15 protein-coding genes are annotated in these 17,658 nt (G+C 61.8%); 3 read left to right on the top strand and 12 right to left on the bottom strand.

The window, feature by feature from the left end; genetic code table 11:
* Window positions 1–2 precede the first annotated feature (2 nt).
* From surE to rlmD, 10 genes are all read right to left on the bottom strand, one after another.
* A complete protein-coding gene (gene surE, locus G4923_RS15995) occupies window positions 3–764 on the bottom strand; it encodes a 5'/3'-nucleotidase SurE (protein WP_163137657.1) in 762 nt (253 codons plus the stop codon).
* Window positions 745–1,803, bottom strand: coding sequence for a tRNA pseudouridine(13) synthase TruD (gene truD, locus G4923_RS15990; protein ID WP_163137687.1), 1,059 nt, complete (start codon window positions 1,801–1,803; stop codon window positions 745–747). The genes surE and truD overlap by 20 nt, the downstream gene beginning before the upstream one ends.
* Window positions 1,803–2,279: a 2-C-methyl-D-erythritol 2,4-cyclodiphosphate synthase gene (ispF, locus tag G4923_RS15985; RefSeq protein WP_025328244.1), complete on the bottom strand. Its 477-nt coding sequence runs from the start codon at window positions 2,277–2,279 to the stop codon at window positions 1,803–1,805. The genes truD and ispF overlap by 1 nt, the downstream gene beginning before the upstream one ends.
* A 79-nt stretch (window positions 2,280–2,358) precedes the next feature.
* Window positions 2,359–3,069, bottom strand: coding sequence for a 2-C-methyl-D-erythritol 4-phosphate cytidylyltransferase (ispD, locus tag G4923_RS15980; RefSeq protein WP_163137656.1), 711 nt, complete (start codon window positions 3,067–3,069; stop codon window positions 2,359–2,361).
* Entirely contained in the window at window positions 3,062–3,379 is a 318-nt protein-coding gene (gene ftsB, locus G4923_RS15975; protein ID WP_106885834.1) for a cell division protein FtsB, read from the bottom strand. The genes ispD and ftsB overlap by 8 nt, the downstream gene beginning before the upstream one ends.
* A 288-nt stretch (window positions 3,380–3,667) precedes the next feature.
* Window positions 3,668–4,966, bottom strand: coding sequence for a phosphopyruvate hydratase (gene eno, locus G4923_RS15970; RefSeq protein WP_025328247.1), 1,299 nt, complete (start codon window positions 4,964–4,966; stop codon window positions 3,668–3,670).
* An 89-nt stretch (window positions 4,967–5,055) separates the two neighbouring features.
* Entirely contained in the window at window positions 5,056–6,693 is a 1,638-nt protein-coding gene (gene pyrG, locus G4923_RS15965) for a glutamine hydrolyzing CTP synthase (RefSeq protein ID WP_106885832.1), read from the bottom strand.
* 141 nt (window positions 6,694–6,834) lie between these two features.
* A complete protein-coding gene (gene mazG / locus G4923_RS15960; protein ID WP_163137655.1) occupies window positions 6,835–7,632 on the bottom strand; it encodes a nucleoside triphosphate pyrophosphohydrolase in 798 nt (265 codons plus the stop codon).
* Window positions 7,633–7,706: 74 nt separating this feature from the next.
* Window positions 7,707–9,917, bottom strand: coding sequence for a GTP diphosphokinase (relA, locus tag G4923_RS15955; protein WP_025328250.1), 2,211 nt, complete (start codon window positions 9,915–9,917; stop codon window positions 7,707–7,709).
* A 252-nt stretch (window positions 9,918–10,169) separates the two neighbouring features.
* Window positions 10,170–11,492, bottom strand: coding sequence for a 23S rRNA (uracil(1939)-C(5))-methyltransferase RlmD (rlmD, locus tag G4923_RS15950; protein WP_163137654.1), 1,323 nt, complete (start codon window positions 11,490–11,492; stop codon window positions 10,170–10,172).
* Between the two features lie 272 nt (window positions 11,493–11,764).
* Between rlmD and barA the strand changes: the two genes are divergently transcribed.
* From barA to G4923_RS15935, 3 genes are all read left to right on the top strand, one after another.
* Window positions 11,765–14,485 carry a two-component sensor histidine kinase BarA gene (gene barA / locus G4923_RS15945; RefSeq protein ID WP_139745767.1) on the top strand — a complete coding sequence of 907 codons (2,721 nt, stop codon included), beginning with the start codon at window positions 11,765–11,767 and terminating at the stop codon, window positions 14,483–14,485.
* Window positions 14,486–14,548: 63 nt separating this feature from the next.
* Complete coding sequence (locus G4923_RS15940; protein ID WP_025328253.1) at window positions 14,549–15,034, top strand: YehS family protein; 486 nt, start codon at window positions 14,549–14,551, stop codon at window positions 15,032–15,034.
* Window positions 15,035–15,075: 41 nt separating this feature from the next.
* Complete coding sequence (locus G4923_RS15935; protein ID WP_163137653.1) at window positions 15,076–15,990, top strand: N-acetylmuramoyl-L-alanine amidase; 915 nt, start codon at window positions 15,076–15,078, stop codon at window positions 15,988–15,990.
* Between the two features lie 65 nt (window positions 15,991–16,055).
* On the opposite strand, the gene pdxJ is transcribed toward G4923_RS15935, so the two are convergent.
* Together pdxJ and recO are read right to left on the bottom strand one after the other, a co-directional pair.
* The gene (gene pdxJ, locus G4923_RS15930; RefSeq protein WP_163137652.1) at window positions 16,056–16,793 is read right to left on the bottom strand and encodes a pyridoxine 5'-phosphate synthase; all 738 of its coding nucleotides are present in this window, start codon (window positions 16,791–16,793) and stop codon (window positions 16,056–16,058) included.
* A 144-nt stretch (window positions 16,794–16,937) separates the two neighbouring features.
* Window positions 16,938–17,645 carry a DNA repair protein RecO gene (gene recO / locus G4923_RS15925; protein WP_163137651.1) on the bottom strand — a complete coding sequence of 236 codons (708 nt, stop codon included), beginning with the start codon at window positions 17,643–17,645 and terminating at the stop codon, window positions 16,938–16,940.
* Window positions 17,646–17,658 lie beyond the last annotated feature (13 nt).

Genomic DNA, 17,658 nt, shown 5'->3' with positions numbered 1-17,658 from the left:
CGTCATCCCTGCAGATCCAGCCAGGCAGCCAGACTCGCCAGACTGTCATAGGCAGTCATGTCGATGGTCAACGGGGTGATGGAGACATAACCCTGCTCGATGGCGGCGAAATCCGTGCCGTCTCCCGCATCCTGCTGGCTGCCGGGGGGGCCTATCCAGTAGATGGGCTGACCACGGGGATCCTCGCTGCGGATCACCGACTCGGCGGGATGGCGGTTGCCAAGGCGGGTCACCCTGATCCCCTTGATCTGCTCGAGGGGGAGGTCCGGCACATTGACGTTGAGGATCTGATCGGCTGGCAGGGGATGTTTCATCAACCCCTTCACCAGCAGGACCGCATGGTGGGCCGCCGTGGCGAAGTGGGTCTTGCCTACCAGGGAGATGGCGATGGAGGGGAAGCCGAGGTGGCGCCCCTCGGTGGCCGCCGCGACAGTGCCAGAGTAGATGACATCATCCCCCAGGTTGGCGCCGTGGTTGATCCCGGCCACCACCATGTCCGGCTCCGGGCGCACCAGCTCGTTGACCGCCAGGTGCACGCAGTCGGTCGGGGTGCCCTTCACCGCATAGCTCTCGCTGCCATTAAAGCCGGTTTCGCCAAGGCGCGTAACCCGCAGCGGCACTTCCAGCGTCAGGGAGTGACTCGCGCCGCTGCGGTTGCGATCCGGCGCTACCACAATGACTTCGCCGCAGGCAGTCAGCGCCTCGCTGAGGGCACGAATGCCCTCGGCATGTACTCCATCGTCATTACTGACCAGAATTCGCATCGGTTGGGTTCCTGAAACCGTGATCGGCCTCTTCGGCCTGCATTAACTCGCGCACCACGCTGGTGGCAAAGGCACCGGCCGGCAGGAAGAAGGAGAGGGTCAGCACCTCGCCATCCTGCTGCCAGCTCATCTGCTCCGGCTTGAGCAGCAGCGGACGCCTGTCCTGATCCAGTCCGGCCTTCTCCAGCCCGTCACACCATTCGGCGTAAGGAGCCAGCACCGCCAGTTCAAACTCGGCGGCGGCACCCTGGCTCGCCAGCCGGCCACGGCCCCACTGGGGGGCGGTGAGCTGCACGTCGCCGGAGGCGAGGCGCGCCTCCAGCTCCGGGGTCAGCACCTCTTCACTGAAGATGGAGTGGCTGCCCCTCAGCATCACGCAGTCACCGGCCAGCAGCTGGTGTGCCAGCCCCTGCTCGATGCGGGCGCTGACGATGGCATTGAACAGCATGCTGCGGGCGGCGGAGAGATAAAGGGAGCGCTTGTTGCGATCCTTGATCCGCTTGCCGGCAAACATCGCCTTGGCCGCGTCCAGGTTGTTGCCATCCCGGCCGAAGCGCTGCTCGCCGTAGTAGTTGGGTACGCCCTGAGTGGCGATGGCCTGCAGCCGGGCTTCAAGATCGCCTGCCTGCTCCAGACCGGTGAGGCGCAGGGTGAAGTGGTTGCCCTTGAGGTAGCCAACCCGCAACTTCTTGTTGTGGCGTTTGGCCTGCAGGATCTGGATGCTGTCGCTCTGAATGACAGAGAGATCCGGTTCGCCCTTGCCCGGCAGGTGAATGCCGAACCACTGCTCGGTCACCGCGTGGCGATCCTTCAAGCCCGCCCAGGTCACCGCATTGCGATTGACCCCGGCCGCATCGGCCAGCAGGCCCGCCACCCAGGCGGTGTTCTCGCCGGTTTTGCGCACCCGCACGAAGATGTGCTCCCCTTCCCCGCAAGGTTCGAAGCCGAGATCTTCATTCACCACGAAGTCTGCAGCCTCGGCCTTGAGGATGCCGCGGGCGACAGGCGCCCCGTGCAGATAGCTCAGCTGTTCCAGCATCATTGTTTCACCAGTAAGACGACGGCTTCGGTGGCGATCCCTTCCTTGCGCCCCGTAAACCCGAGTTGTTCTGTGGTGGTCGCCTTGACATTCACCCGGTTCAAATCACATTGCAGATCGGCTGCCAGCACGGCGCACATGGCCGCGATATGGGGCGCCATCTTGGGGGCCTGGGCGATGATGGTCACATCCAGGTTGCCGATGGCGTAGCCCGCCTGCTGTACCCGGGCAAAGACGTCCCGCAGCAGGATGCGGCTGTCGATCCCCTTGAATTGCGCTGCGGTATCGGGGAAGTGGCGACCTATGTCGCCGGCGCCTATGGCCCCCAGCAGGGCATCGCTCACCGCATGCAGCACGACGTCACCATCGGAATGGGCCAGCAGGCCCTGCTCATAGGGTACCGGGACGCCACCCAGCATGCAGGGGCCAACCCCGCCAAACTTGTGCACGTCAAAACCATGTCCAATTCGCATCATGCCTGATCCCCCCTCAATACACAGAAATCTGTCTCGTCAAAACCATGTCCAATGCGGATCATGCGGGCCCCTCTGCGGGTCAATCGGGTCGCGCCTGCTGGCGCGCACTCTGTTGTTGTAAAAAGAGCTCGGCCAGGGAGAGATCTTCCGGTCGGGTCACCTTGATGTTGTCGGCACGCCCCTCCACCATCTTCACGGTAAAACCGGCGCGCTCCATGGCGGAGGCTTCGTCTGTGATGAGGGCCCCCAGTGCCAGCCCCTCCTCCAGCGCCCGTTTCAGGGTGCCGGTGGGGAACATCTGCGGCGTCAGGGCATGCCAGAGCTGTTCGCGCTCGACGGTGGCCACTATGTTGCCTGCCCCGTCGGTGCGTTTCATGGTGTCCCGCACCCGGCTGCCGAGGATGGCCCCATCGCACGCCATGGCTGTCGTGATCAGCTTGTCGAGATCGCCGTGACAGAGGCAGGGACGGGCGGCATCGTGCACCAGCACCCACTTCCCTTCCGCCACATGCAGGGCGTTGAGCACCGAATAGGCGCGCTCGACTCCTCCCTCGACCCGCAGAATGCGCGGGTCGGCCGCCACGGCCAGTTGTTCGAACCACCCATCGTGCGGCGCCAGCGCCACTATCACCCGAGCTATGGCCGGATGGGACAATAAGCAGCCGAGCGTATGCTCCAGGATGGTCTTCCCTGCCAGTGCCAGGTACTGCTTGGGGCAGTCGGCCCCCATGCGGCTGCCGATACCGGCGGCCGGAACTATGGCGGTCAGCCCGCTGTGGCAATCAGTCATCGTAGGGGACGCCGTCCGGCTCCGTTACTTGGTCTTTGTCTTTGGGAATGATCCGGTAGAAGGTCTCGCCCTGCTTGATGTAGCCAAGATCGTTGCGCGACAGCTCCTCGATGGCCTCAAGGCCCGAGGTGAGATCGTCGATCTCCCGGTAAATCAGGTTGTTGCGGTCCTTGAGAACCAGATTGTCCTGCTGTTGCCGCTCGATTGCATTGGAGAGCTCCCGATAATCGGATAGGCCGTTTTTCCCCAGCCAGAAGTCATATTGCAGCCCTCCCAAGAGGAGGAGCAGGATAAGAGTGAGTAGCCGCATGCACTGAGTCTCCTTCAAGCGGCCTAGTTTCCCATATTCGCAGGCAAGACAAAAGAAAGCCGGTGTGCCAGACGGGCCGGGGGAATAAAAAAGATGGCGGGGCCCCGCAGACGAGAGTCAAAAACGCGCGCTATCCCCAGGAGGGACGGCCTTGGCGCCAGGTTGGCGGCAACCACACGAAAACCGCCGCCGATCAGGGGCTGGCCTGACAATTGGGGGGCGACGGATATAAAAAAGCCCCGCCAGCGTGGCGGGGCTTTTCAACAGCTCAAGAATTGCAGGCAGTAATTACTGGCCTTTTACTTCTTTCAGGCCGCGGAACGGAGCCTTGGCACCCAGGGCTTCTTCGATACGGATCAGCTGGTTGTACTTGGCAACACGGTCAGAACGGCTCATGGAACCGGTCTTGATCTGGCCAGCAGCGGTACCCACGGCCAGGTCGGCGATGGTCGCGTCTTCGGTCTCACCGGAGCGGTGGGAGATGACGGCGGTGTAGCCAGCGTCCTTGGCCATCTTGATGGCAGCCAGAGTTTCGGTCAGGGAACCGATCTGGTTGAACTTGATCAGGATGGAGTTGGCGATGCCGTTGTCGATGCCGCGCTTCAGGATCTTGGTGTTGGTTACGAACAGGTCGTCACCCACGATCTGGATTTTCTTGCCCAGTTCAGCAGTCTGGTAGGCGAAGCCTTCCCAGTCAGATTCGTCCAGGCCATCTTCGATGGAGACGATCGGGAACTTGGTGGTCAGGTCGGCCAGGTAGTCGGAGAACTCGTTGGAGGTGAAGATACGACCTTCGCCCTTCAGGTTGTACTCTTTCTTCTCTGCGTCGTAGAACTCGGAAGCAGCGCAGTCCATGGCCAGGGTGATGTCGGTGCCCAGCTTGTAACCGGCAGCGGCAACGGCTTCTGCGATCACTTCCAGCGCTTCGGCGTTGGACTTCAGGTTAGGTGCGAAACCGCCTTCGTCGCCCACTGCAGTGGCGTAGCCCTTGGACTTCAGTACCTTGGCCAGGTTGTGGAAGACCTCGGCACCCATGCGGATGGCTTCTTTCAGGGTCTTGGCGCCAACCGGCTGGATCATGAACTCCTGGATGTCGACGTTGTTGTCGGCGTGCTCACCACCGTTGATGATGTTCATCATGGGCAGCGGCATGGAGTAGACACCCGGGGTGCCGTTCAGCTCGGCGATGTGGGCGTACAGCGGCAGGCCCTTGGCGGCAGCAGCGGCTTTGGCGTTAGCCAGGGAAACGGCCAGGATGGCGTTGGCGCCGAACTTGGATTTGTTCTCGGTACCGTCGAGGTCGATCATGATCTGGTCAATAGCGGCCTGGTCCTTGGCATCTTTACCCAGCAGAGCCTGAGCGATCGGGCCGTTGACGGCTTCGATGGCTTTCAGCACGCCTTTACCCAGGAAACGGCTCTTGTCGCCGTCACGCAGTTCCAGCGCTTCGCGGGAACCGGTGGACGCGCCAGACGGAGCGGCTGCCATACCAACAAAACCACCTTCCAGGTGAACTTCGGCCTCAACGGTCGGGTTACCACGGGAGTCGATGATTTCACGACCGATCACTTTAACGATCTTGGACATGTGTATTTCCTCAGGTTTCGTAAAAAAACAACAAAAATATGCCAAAAAAAGCGGCTGCGGCACAGAGCCCCAACCGCATTTATTTTCAATTACTTCAAATTACGCTTCTGATACTCGCCTGCCGCCTTCACAAAACCGGCGAACAGGGCGTGGCCATCACGGGGAGTCGAGGTGAACTCCGGGTGGAACTGCGCCGCCACGAACCAAGGGTGATCCGGAATCTCGATAATTTCCACCAGCTTCTTGTCGGCGGAGAGACCGGTCACCTTCAAGCCTGCCGCTTCGATCTGCGGCAGCAGCTTGTTGTTCACCTCATAACGGTGACGGTGACGCTCGTAAATAGTCGGGGTGCCATACATCTGGCGCACCTTGGAGCCTTCTACCAGGTGGCAGAGCTGGGAACCCAGACGCATGGTGCCACCCAGATCGGATTTCTCGGTGCGGGTCTCGACGTTGCCTTCTTCATCCACCCATTCGGTGATGAGGCCAACGACCGGGTAGGCGCAATCTTTCTTGAATTCGGAGGAGTGAGCCCCTGTCATGCCAGCCACGTTGCGAGCGAACTCGATCATGGCGACCTGCATCCCCAGACAGATACCCAGGTAAGGGATCTTGTTCTCACGGGCATACTGGGCGGCCAGGATCTTCCCTTCCACGCCACGCTCACCGAAGCCACCCGGCACCAGGATGGCGTCCAGACCTTCCAGCAGCTCGGAGCCACGGGTCTCGATGTCCTGGGAGTCGATGAACTTGATGTTGACGGAGAGACGAGTCTTCAGGCCACCGTGCTTGAGCGCCTCATTGACGGACTTGTAGGCATCCGGCAGAGAAACATACTTGCCGACCATGCCGATGGTCACTTCTGCGGTCGGGTTGGCCTCTTCATAGACCACCTGTTCCCACTCGGACAAGTCAGCTTCTTTGCACTCCAGGCCGAAACGGGCGATGAAGTAGTCATCCAGATTTTGGGACTTCAGCAGCGCCGGGATCTTGTAGATGGAGTCGACGTCCTTCATGGAGATGACGGCGCGCTCTGGCACGTTGCAGAACAGGGCGATCTTGGCACGCTCGTTGGCCGGAATGGCGCGATCGGAGCGGCAGATCAGCACATCTGGCTGGATCCCGATGGAGAGCAGCTCTTTGACGGAGTGCTGGGTCGGCTTGGTCTTCACTTCACCGGCAGCGGCCAGGTAAGGAACCAGGGTCAGGTGCATGAACATGGCATTGTCGCGGCTCACTTCGGCAGCCAGCTGACGAATGGCTTCGAGGAACGGAAGGGACTCGATATCGCCCACTGTACCGCCCACTTCGACTATGGCCACCTGGTGGCCTTCGGCGCCGGCAATCACCCGCTCCTTGATGGCGTTGGTGATGTGCGGGATGACCTGGATGGTGGCACCCAGATAGTCACCACGACGCTCTTTGCGCAGCACGTCGGCATAGATGCGGCCGGTGGTGAAGTTGTTGCGACGGGTCATCTTGGTGCGGATGAAACGCTCGTAATGGCCCAGATCCAGATCGGTCTCGGCCCCGTCCTCGGTTACGAACACTTCACCGTGCTGGGTCGGGCTCATGGTGCCCGGATCCACGTTGATATAGGGGTCCAGTTTCATGATGGTCACATCCAGACCACGGGCTTCCAGAATGGCTGCCAGAGAAGCTGCGGCAATGCCTTTGCCGAGGGATGAAACAACGCCACCAGTTACAAAAATATATTTTGTCGTCATGCTGAACCTGAAAGAAGTTTAGGGAATTTTAAGGGGTGCTTCGGGGATGAAGCAGGACGGGGAAACAGTATACCAAAACCCCCTCTCCCAAACAATGAACAAAAATCTATCAGGCTCGCCGCTCCCTCGTCTTGCGCCAAATCAACTTTGCTCGGTTTCCTTGGCCCGACCCCAGGCTGCATCCAGCTTCTCCAGGGTGCAATCGGTCATTTTCAGCCCTTCCGCTGCAATAAACTGCTCAACCTGACGAAAACGGCGTTCGAACTTGGCGTTGGCGCCCCGCAGCACCTGCTCAGGATCCTTGCCCAGATGGCGCACCAGGTTGACGGTGGCAAACAGCAGATCGCCGAGCTCGTCGCTCACCCGCGCCTCGTCCACGTCGACCATCAGCGCCTCTTCCATCACCTCCTCGATCTCCTCGTGGATCTTGTCCACCACGGGGCCGAGCGTCTTCCAGTCGAAGCCGACGGTGGCGCAGCGCTTCTGGATCTTGGCGGCCCGGGTCAGGGCCGGCAGCGAGAGGGGGATGTCGTCCAGCACGCTCTCCTTGTCGAGGGCGGCACGCTCCTTGGCCTTCTCCGCCTCCCAGTTCACCTTGACCGCCTGCTCGTCACCGAGGTCCGCATCGGAGAACACATGAGGATGGCGGCGAATGAGCTTCTCGCTCACCGCATCGACGATATCGGCAAAATCGAACAGTCCCTGCTCCTTGCCAAGCTGGGCGTAGAAGACCACCTGGAACAGCAGATCGCCCAGTTCACCCTTCAATCCGTCCCAATCCTGGGTCTCGATGGCATCGGCGACCTCATAGGCCTCCTCCAGGGTGTGGGGCACTATGGTCTGGAAGCTCTGCTTGAGATCCCAGGGGCAACCCCCTTGCGGATTACGCAGTTGAGCCATGATGTCGAGCAATTGAGGCAGGTCGTAACGTTGGAACATGAGAGGGTCGCTTCACTTCGTTCAAAGGGTTAAAACAGGACCGGCCACGGGGGCCGGTCACTTTTTATGGGGTATCACAGGCGCTTGGCGCTGATCACGTCGTTGAGCTGGCTGAGCTTGGCCAAGGCCCGGTTGAAGGCGTTGATGTTGTAGATCTCCAGTTCCATGTCGATCTCGGCGGTCTGCTCGCGCACGTTGGAGCGTGAACGCACCCCCATGACGTTGATCTTCTCGTTGGCCAGCACAGTGGTGATGTCCCGCAGCAGGCCGGATCTGTCGTTGGAGAGGATGCGAATGGTGAGACCATAGCCGCCGGAGTAGTTCTCCCCCCAGACCGCATCGATCAGTCGCTCCGGGTTGCGACGTGACAGCTCTTTCAGCTGTTCGCAATCTTCCCGGTGAATGGAGACGCCACGGCCCATGGTGATGAAGCCCTGGATGGAGTCCCCCGGGATGGGCTGACAGCAGCGGGCAATGTGGGTCATCAGATTGCCGACCCCTTCCACTACGATGTGATCCTTGGCCTTGGGGCGGAAGGGCGCATTGGCCTTCTGCTCCAGCTTCTCCAGCAGGCGGCGGTCTTCTTCCTCCGCCGTCGGCTTGTTGTAACGGGTGTCGAGGTAGTTGAGCAGCTGGTTGATGCGGATGTCGCCGCTGCCGATCCCGGCCAGCAGATCCTCCAGCTCCTCCGCATGGAAGCGTTCCAGCACCACCTTGTCCACCTTGGAGAGCGTCAGGTTGTGCCTGTCCAGCTCCTTCTCCAGCAGCTCCTTGCCGGCGGCAATGTTCTTGTCCCGATCCAGCTTTCTGAACCAGGTCGCCACCTTGGCCCGCGCCCGGCTGGAGCGCAGGAAGCCCGCATTGGGGTTCATCCAGTCACGGCTCGGGTTCGGTTCCTTCTGGGTGATCACCTCCACCTGATCGCCGGTCTGCAGGGTATAGGTGAAGGGCACTATGCGGCCATCCACCTTGGTCCCGATGCAGCGGTGGCCAATCATGCTGTGCACGTGATAGGCGAAATCGAGCGGAGTGGCCCCCGCCGGCAGGTCGATGACGTCCCCCTTGGGGGTGAACACATAGACTCTGTCCTCGAACACCTGACTGCGCAGGTCGTCCAGCAAAGAGCCGCTCTCGGAGAGATCCTCCTGCCAGGCGAGGAGCTTGCGTAGCCACTCGATCTTGTCTTCGAAGGTACTGGTCTTGGCGGCGGCCTGGGCCCCTTCCTTGTAGCGCCAGTGGGCCGCGACGCCGAGTTCGGCATCCTGATGCATCTGCTCGGTGCGGATCTGGATCTCCACCGTCTTCCCCTCCTCCCCCACCACCACTGTGTGGATGGACTGGTAGCCGTTGGGCTTGGGGTTGGCGACATAGTCGTCAAACTCGCGGGGAATATGGTGGAAATGGGTGTGAACTATGCCAAGTGCCGCATAGCAATCCTGCAGCCGCTTGGTGATCACCCGCACCGCGCGCACGTCGAACAGCTCGTTGAATTCGAGGTGCTTCTTCTGCATCTTGCGCCAGATGCTGTAGATGTGTTTCGGGCGGCCATAGACTTCGGCCTCGACCCCGGCCTCCGCCAGCGCATCGCGCAGGGACTGCACGAACTCGCGGATGTAGCGCTCCCGATCGAGTCGTTTCTCGTCGAGCTGCTTGGCGATCTGCTTGTAGGTATCCGGGTGCAGGTAACGGAAGGCGAGATCTTCGAGCTCCCACTTGAGCTGACCTATGCCGAGGCGGTTGGCAAGGGGCGCATAGATGTTGGTGATCTCCTGGGCCATCAGCACCCGGGTCTCCTCATCCGCCAGCTTGGCCTCCCGCAGGCAGGCGATCCGCTCCGCCAGCTTGATGACGACGGCGCGCACATCCTCCACCATGGCGAGCAACATGCGGCGCACGTTGTCCACCTGCTCCGGCGAGGTCTCGCTGCGGTGCAGGGTCTGCAGGGAGCGGATGGCCTCCATCTCCAGCACCCCTTCCACCAGCTTGGCGATCTTGGGGCCGAAGTCCTCGTTCACCTTCTCCTGCTTGATGAGACCGGCTTCGACGAAGGGATAGAGAATGGCCGACTTGAGGGTGGCGAGATCCATGCTGAGCATCAGCAATATGCCCACCATCTCGACCCCACGCACCAGCAGGCGGCTGGTGAGCGCCTCGTCGCCAAGCGTCAGACAATACTGGTAGACGGTTCGCAGTTGATTCTTGTCACTTTCACTTAAGGAGAGGGAGCTGACCCACTCCTCCAGAGTGAAATTGTCTTTCAAATGAATTTCGCGCACCGCAACCATGGTATCAATCCTTAAAATTGTGGGGCCGGAAAGCCGATGCTTTCTGCCATCCCCTCATCAGCTGATGACTGCCTCAAATGGGGATGCGCGAAAGAGTTTTCAAGGCATGTTGCCGATCCCGGCAACAGGTTTCTCTCGCACATCAGGTCCATTTTTGCAGATCTAGATTACCCTAATCACCCCTGCTCAAACAGCGCTACCGGCATCGGAAGGCCGACAAAACGCAGCCCCGGCAATCTGAAAACAGCCTGCTCAATCCCGTTCAAACAGCGCCATGGACTCCAGGTGGCCGGTGTGGGGGAACATGTCCAGCATCCCCAGACGGGCCAGTCGATAACCCCCCTTCACCAGCACCTGGCTGTCCCGGGCCAGGGTGACAGGGTTACAGGAAACATAGACCACCCGCTTGGGCGAAAGTGCCGCCACGTGGCTCATGACTTCCAGCGCCCCTGGCCGGGCCGGATCCAGCAACACCAGATCGAAGCCTTCCCGCGCCCAGGACATGCCGACTATGTCGCCGCTCAAATCCGCCTTGTAGAAACGGGCGTTGTCGATGCCGTTGCGCCTGGCATTCTCCTCGGCACGGGCCACCATGGCGAGCTCCCCCTCGACCCCCACCACTTCACGGGCCTGACGGGCCAGCGGCAGGGTGAAGTTGCCGATGCCGCAGAACAGATCCAGCACCTTGTCATCCTTGGTCGCTCCCAGCCATGCCAGCGCCTGGGTCACCATGCTCTGGTTGATGGGGCCATTGACCTGAATGAAGTCGCCAGGGGCGAATGCAAGAGACAGGCCATCGAGGGTGTAGCTCGGCTGAAATTGTTGGCGCAGGGGTTCGATGCGCTCATCCGCCGCCTGAAGGTAGAGGTCTATCCCCTGGGCCTCGGCAAACGCCACCAGCAGGGCGCGATCCGCCTCGTTGGGGCGACCAGTGTGGCGCAGCAACATCATGATGCCCTGTTCGGCCTGGATGAGCTCCGCATGCCCCAGCTCGCGCTGGCTCTTCAAGCGATTGAGGCACTCGCGCAGGGGGATGATGAGAGCAGAGAGGGGATCGGCCAGCACGGGGCAGCCCGCCACCTCCACCAGGTCATTGGATTGACGGCGACGGAAGCCCACCCGGGTGCAGCGACCGTTCTTGTCAAACTTGATGGCGAGACGGCAGACCCGGCGGTAGGCGCGGGACTCCCCCTTGAGCACGGGCTCGAGCGCCGGCGCCTTGATGTTGCCAAGGCGCTCGAACAGGCTGACCAGCCCGGCCTCCTTGACCGCCTGCTGATCCGCTTCGCCGAGGTGCTGGGCACTGCAACCGCCGCACTCGCGATAATGGGGGCAGAAGGGATCGATGCGATTGGCCGCCGGGGTCACTATCTGTTGCAGGGCGGCGTGGGCATAGTGCTTCTTGTCATCGAGGATGCGAGCCTTGATCAGCTCACCGGGGAGTGCCCCTTCGACGAAGATGGCCTTGCCCTGATGACGGCCGACACCGACACAGTGGTGGTCCAGACTGTCTATCGTAAATTCAATACGTTGGGGCTGGGTGGATTTCTTTTGGGGCTTGAAAAACTGGGCCATAAAACTTGGTGCCTATAGGTGGCTATGTCATGATTGTGGAATCTGCAGCAGGCCATTGTCCCACAAGAATAATAGTATGACCAAATGCGGCCTGAGGGCCCGAGCTGCGGCCTCTGCCCCATTGCCCAATCTGACCATAAGTGGCCCATTGATATGACAGGATACGGCCTGAGCGCCCTTACGGTGACATCGACTGTATTGCCAGCCCTCCCCCTGCGCCCACAGGCCCCCGGGGCTATGGTCTTCATCATGTTTGCCGGCGGTTTATCAGCATGACCAAGTACGGCCTCAGAGCCCGTGTACTGGCATTTACCATATTGCCAACCCTGATCATCGGCGGCCTGATCGCCGGTTACTTCACCTTCCACCGCTACCATCAGCTGGAAAACAACCTGATCGATCAGGGCATCAACATCATAGAGCCCCTGGCCATCGCCAGTGAATACGGCATGACCCAGCACAGTCGCGAATCCCTCAAGCGGCTGATAGGGCTGACCCATCGCAAGAACTCCCCCTTCATCAAGTCCATCGCCGTCTTCACCCAGGACAACCAGCTGTTCGTCACCTCCAACTACCACAGGGACTTCAGCCAGCTGCGCCTGCCGGACGGCAGCGCCATCCCGGCGCTGACCAGCGTCACCTTCAACGGCGATGACATCATATTGCGCACCCCCATCCAGGCCGAAACCAGCCTGGACGGCTTCCCCTTGCCGAGCGATCTGGAGCCGCCGGTCATCGGCTACATCTCCATGCAGCTCGCCACCGACAGGGCCATAGTCCTGCAGTATCGCGACGCCTTCTTCGCGGTCATCATAGTGCTCATCGGCCTCGCCATCAGTACCCTGTTTGGCTTCCGCCTGGTCAAGAGCGTGACCCAGCCCATCACCGATATGGTGCAGGCGGTGCACCGAATCCGGGAGGGGCGCCTCGATACCCGGGTCAGCGGCCAGCTCACCGGCGAGCTGGACATGCTGAAGAACGGCATCAACGCCATGGCCAAGGCGCTCTCCGAATACCATGAGGAGATGCAGCAGAACATCGATCAGGCGACCTCGGATCTGCGAGAGACGCTTGAACAAATAGAGATCCAGAACGTCGAGCTCGACATGGCGAAGAAACGGGCGCAAGAGGCGGCACGGGTCAAATCCGAGTTTCTGGCCAACATGTCCCACGAGTTGCGCACCCCGCTCAACGGCGTCATCGGCTTCACCCGCCAGCTGCTCAAGACCAGCCTGACCCCGAGCCAGACCGACTACATGCAGACCATAGAGAAGTCGGCGCGCAACCTGCTTGGCATCATCAACGACATCCTCGACTTCTCCAAGCTGGAGGCGGGCAAGCTGCAGCTCGAGCATATACCGTTCAGCCTGCGGGACACCCTCAACGAAACCATGCACCTGCTGGGGCCGAGTGCCCACGACAAGCAACTCGAGCTCTCCTTGCAGGTAGACGCCGCCGTGCCGGACTACCTCACCGGCGACCCCATGCGCCTGCAACAGGTGCTGACCAACCTCGCCGGCAACGCCATCAAGTTCACCGAACGGGGCAACGTCGATGTGCGCGTCGAGCAGACCGGGGCCCCCAACGGCAGCAAGGTACGCCTGCGGGTCCTCATCCGGGATACCGGCATCGGCATCTCGGAGGAGCAGCAACGCCAGCTGTTCCAGGCCTTCAATCAGGCCGACTCCTCCATCTCCCGCCGCTATGGCGGCACCGGGCTTGGCCTCGTCATCACCCAGAAACTGGTGCAGCAGATGGGAGGCCAGATCCGCTTCGAATCCGAACTTGGCAAGGGCTCCGTCTTCTCCTTCAACCTGGAGCTGGATGTCTCTCCCCTGCCCCAGACCGAGCGGCTGCCGCTGGATCGCATCCTGGGTAAACGGGTCTGGCTGCTGGAGCCGGATCCCTTCACTCACGCCTCCCTGCTCGCCCTGCTGGCCGAATGGCAGCTGGACGTGCAGTCCCTGACCATGACCGACGACTGGCCTGAGATGGGCAGCCAGGACATGGTGATCATCGGCAGCAGCACACTGCACACCCCGCAGCAGGTGATCACCCGCCTCGATGGCCTCAGCGGGCAACAGAACACCATAGTGCTGCTCAGCAGCCACGAGCCAGCGCTCTATGACGCCATGCTGGCCCATGGCGCCGCCCACTGCCTCTCCAAGCCCATCAACCACCGCAAGCTGCTGCACGCCCTGCTCTCCCCCGAGGCGGCCAGGCGTACGCCGCTGCCCGCGCCGATACCCCACCGGGTACAGGCCGTCAAGGTGCTGGCGGTGGATGACAACGCCGCCAACCTCAAGCTCATCGCCGCCATGCTCAAGGAGATGGTGACCGAGGTGGTGGTGTGCAAGAACGGCAAGGAGGCTGTCAACCTGGCCCAGAGCCAGCCGTTCGACATCATCTTCATGGATATACAGATGCCCGTCATGGATGGCATCAGCGCCACCCAGGCGATCCGCCATCACTCCCTCAACACCGAGACCCCCATAGTCGCGGTCACCGCCCATGCCATCCCGGGCGAGCGGGAGCGGCTGATCCGCCAGGGCATGGACGACTACCTGGCCAAGCCCATCGACGAGGGCATGCTGGCGCAGCTCATCACCGACTTCGCCCACAGACGCCACCAGAACCAGGGGGATCAGCAGATAGACTGGACCCTGGCGGTGCGCCAGGCGGCGGGCAAGCCGGAACTCGCCAAGGAGATGCTGACCATGCTGCTGGCCAGTTTCGACGAGGTGGAACCCATGCTGGACGAGGCGCTGGCGGGCGGAGTGGAGGATGCCGAGGTGCTGGCCCAGCTCCATCGCCTCAACGGCGGCTGCGCCTACTCGGGGGTGCCCGGCCTGCAACGCCTGCTCTCCCAGCTCGAGCAGCAGTTGCGCGACGGCGTACCGGTCAGCGAGCTCGAACCCGAGCTGCTGGAGCTGCAAGATGCCCTGGAGCAGGTGCGGCGGGAGGCCCCTCGCTACCTCTCCCTGGCCGAGTGAGGCGCTTTTTCTGACTGCGGGGCCCGCAGATGGTAAAATCGCGCCGTTTCCACAGGAGTCAACATGACCAACAACGATATTCTGCGCCGCCTGCGCTACGCCCTCACCATCAGCAACGATCAGATGGTCGAGATGTTTGCCAAGGGCAACCTGACTGTCGATCACGCCCAGCTCCACAGCTGGTTGCTGAAAGAGGCAGCGGAAGGGGAAGAGCAGGAAGCAGGCTATGCCGCCTGCCCGGACTCGGCCCTGAGCCAGTTCCTCGACGGCTTCATCGCCGTGCGTCGCGGTGTGCGGGAAAATGCCCCGCCCCAGGTGATCCCGAACCGGATCAACAACAACCTGATCCTGCGCAAGCTGCGCATCGGCCTCGACTACAAGGAAGAAGACATGCTGGGCACCCTCAAGCTCGCCAACTTCAACCTCTCCAAGTCCGAGCTGAGCGCCCTGTTCCGCGCCAAGGATCACAAGCACTACCAAGATTGCGGGGATCAGATCCTGCGCAACTTCCTCATCGGCCTCACCGCCAAGTACAGGTCAGAGCCATGAGCCCGCGCGCGCGCGTCACCCTCAGACAGCGCGCCTGAGCCATGGGCCAGCGCACCTGCCCCCCGTCATTCCGCCTGGGCGGCAGGCCGCGCTGGCCATCCCTTGTTTCCCCCTGGCCAGAGAGATGCCGCACCATACTGCTGTCACTCTGCCTGCTGCTGGGGCTCGGCGCCTGCCAACCGGCGCCTTATCAGCTCTCCACCCGTCATGTCAGTGCCAACCAGAATGAGCGCATCGCTTTTCTGATCCTCCACTACACCGACGAGGACGACGCCCGTTCCCTGCGCCTGCTGACCGCATCAGATTACAAAGTAAGTGCCCACTACCTGATCCCCCGCGACACCGAGCAACGCCCGCTCCCCGTTTACCAGCTGGTGCCCGACAGCCAACGCGCCTGGCACGCCGGTCGCAGCCGCTGGCATCAGTATGCCGGGCTCAATGCCAGCTCGCTGGGCATTGAGATAGTCAATCTGGGTTATCCCACGGAAGACGAATCCCTGCCTGCCCACCTGAGGCGCTGGCAACCCTATACCCGGGCCCAGATCGCCGCTCTCGGCGCTCTGGCCCGGGAGCTGGTCGATCGCTACCAGATCCCCCCCACCCAGGTGCTGGCCCACAGCGACATAGCCCCCGAACGCAAGCAGGATCCCGGCCCCCACTTCCCCTGGCGCGAGCTGGCCCTCCACCATGGCGTCGGCGCCTGGCCAGACGAGGCCAGAGTGGCCGAACTGCGCCAGGCGCCACTCCCCCTCTGGGATGCGCAGCAATGGCAGCAACAGCTCGCCCGCTACGGCTATGGGGTAGCGCCAAGCGGCGCCTGGGATGAGCAGAGCCGCGCCGTCCTGCGCGCCTTCCAGCTCCATTTCCGCCCAGCCTTGATCACCGGGGAGCCGGATGCCGAGTGCCAGGCCATCCTTATGGCCCTGCTGGAGCGCTATTTCCCCGAGCCGGGCTGAGCCCCCCCGAAAACAACAAGGGACGCCGAGGCGTCCCTTGTTTGTGCGATGCAGGCAGACCGGCATCAGATCCCCTGACGGGCTTCCTGCATCAGCAGGCGCATGTCGCTGACCGCCTTGGCCAGACCGTCGAAGGCGGCACGGCCTATGATGGCGTGGCCGATATTGAGCTCATAGAGCTCGGGAATGGCGGCGATGGCCTTGACATTGTGGTAGTGCAGGCCGTGGCCGGCATTGACCTTCAAGCCCTTGCCAGCGGCATAGGAGGCGCCGGCAGCGATGCGCTTGAACTCGGCATTGCGCTCCGCATCCGTGGTGGCATCGGCATAGCGACCGGTGTGGATCTCGATGAAGGGGGCACCACTCTCGGCGGCCGCATCTATCTGGATGGGGTCGGCGTCGATGAAGAGCGACACCTGGGCGCCGACGGCGGCGAGGCGGGTTACCGCATCGGTGATCTTGTCGAGCTGACCGGCCACATCCAGGCCGCCCTCTGTGGTCACCTCGGTACGCTTCTCCGGTACCAGGCAGACGAACTGGGGTTTGATGCGCCGCGCGATGCCGATCATCTCCTCGGTCACCGCCATCTCCAGATTCATTCTGGTCTGGATGGTCTGGCGCAGTATCTCCACGTCGCGGTCGGTGATGTGGCGGCGATCTTCGCGCAGGTGCACTGTAATGCCATCGGCACCGGCCTGCTCGGCCACGAAGGCGGCCTGGACAGGATCGGGATACTGGGTGCCGCGGGCGTTGCGCAGAGTGGCGATATGGTCGATGTTCACACCCAGATAGATTTCACTCATTGAGGACTCCTTGAAACTCTTCATCTGTTGACTGCGCGGTCAGCGAAAACACGCCCGCGCCGATATCCGTTCGTAGGTTCGATTAGCGCAGCGTAATCGGACGTCGGTAACATTCTTACCCTGTCGGGTTACGCCGCAAAAGTGTTAGCCCAGACTGCTTCGTCGCTTCAAAAACAACTCCCGGCTCTTTAACTGGCGTTTACCCAGATAGGGCTGCAGCGCCAGCCGGCTGAAACGCTTGGCCGCCTGCAGCAAGGGAGGGGTATCGAAGCGCCCCTCGGCGAAGGCCAGCAGGTGGGCGCCGAGGAACAGGGTACGGGGATCCGGCGCCCGCTCGCAAGCGACAAAGCCTAGCTCCCGCTCGAAGCCGTAGAGCAGCTCGGGCTGGATCGGGGAGTCGTCGTCGGCGGCATATTCGAAGTCCACCGCATAGCCGAGCGCCTGCAACAGCAGAAACTCGAAGCGGCGCAGGGGCAGCTCTGGCGTCTCGCCGTCCGCCAGCGCCATCAGGGCACGGGCATAGGCATCAAACACCTCGGGAAAGGGGGTATGGGCTTCGAGCAGGTAGTAGACCAGCTCGTTGAGATAGAGACCGTAGAAGAGGCGATCGCCACCGAGTCGCAGGGAGTGATCCGGGCATTCGACCTGGGCGAGGTTCTTGAGATCCCCCTTGCCACGCCAACTCAGGGTGAGCAGGGTGAAGGGTTGCAGCAGCCCCTTCAGAGGGGAGCGTGGCCCGCGAGAACCGCGAGCCACCAGGGTAAATCGGCCGCTATCCTGGGTGAAGACCTCGACCAGCTGACTGGTCTCCCGATAGGGCCGACTGTGGATGACGAAAGCCGGGTTCAGCAATCAGTCAGCGCCA

The organism is Aeromonas rivipollensis (genome assembly GCF_010974825.1).
GTDB lineage: Bacteria > Pseudomonadota > Gammaproteobacteria > Enterobacterales > Aeromonadaceae > Aeromonas > Aeromonas rivipollensis.
This window is presented reverse-complemented; position numbering and strand designations above follow the sequence as displayed.

Coding starts and splice junctions, on each gene's coding strand:
- pyrG (WP_106885832.1), bottom strand. CDS start 6,693: ATGACGACAAAATATATTTTTGTAACTGGTGGCGTTGTTTCATCCCTC.
- ispD (WP_163137656.1), bottom strand. CDS start 3,069: ATGACTGATTGCCACAGCGGGCTGACCGCCATAGTTCCGGCCGCCGGT.
- ispF (WP_025328244.1), bottom strand. CDS start 2,279: ATGATGCGAATTGGACATGGTTTTGACGTGCACAAGTTTGGCGGGGTT.
- ftsB (WP_106885834.1), bottom strand. CDS start 3,379: ATGCGGCTACTCACTCTTATCCTGCTCCTCCTCTTGGGAGGGCTGCAA.
- rlmD (WP_163137654.1), bottom strand. CDS start 11,492: ATGGCCCAGTTTTTCAAGCCCCAAAAGAAATCCACCCAGCCCCAACGT.
- pdxJ (WP_163137652.1), bottom strand. CDS start 16,793: ATGAGTGAAATCTATCTGGGTGTGAACATCGACCATATCGCCACTCTG.
- truD (WP_163137687.1), bottom strand. CDS start 1,803: ATGCTGGAACAGCTGAGCTATCTGCACGGGGCGCCTGTCGCCCGCGGC.
- G4923_RS15940 (WP_025328253.1), top strand. CDS start 14,549: ATGACCAACAACGATATTCTGCGCCGCCTGCGCTACGCCCTCACCATC.
- eno (WP_025328247.1), bottom strand. CDS start 4,966: ATGTCCAAGATCGTTAAAGTGATCGGTCGTGAAATCATCGACTCCCGT.
- mazG (WP_163137655.1), bottom strand. CDS start 7,632: ATGTTCCAACGTTACGACCTGCCTCAATTGCTCGACATCATGGCTCAA.
- surE (WP_163137657.1), bottom strand. CDS start 764: ATGCGAATTCTGGTCAGTAATGACGATGGAGTACATGCCGAGGGCATT.
- relA (WP_025328250.1), bottom strand. CDS start 9,917: ATGGTTGCGGTGCGCGAAATTCATTTGAAAGACAATTTCACTCTGGAG.
- G4923_RS15935 (WP_163137653.1), top strand. CDS start 15,076: ATGGGCCAGCGCACCTGCCCCCCGTCATTCCGCCTGGGCGGCAGGCCG.
- barA (WP_139745767.1), top strand. CDS start 11,765: ATGACCAAGTACGGCCTCAGAGCCCGTGTACTGGCATTTACCATATTG.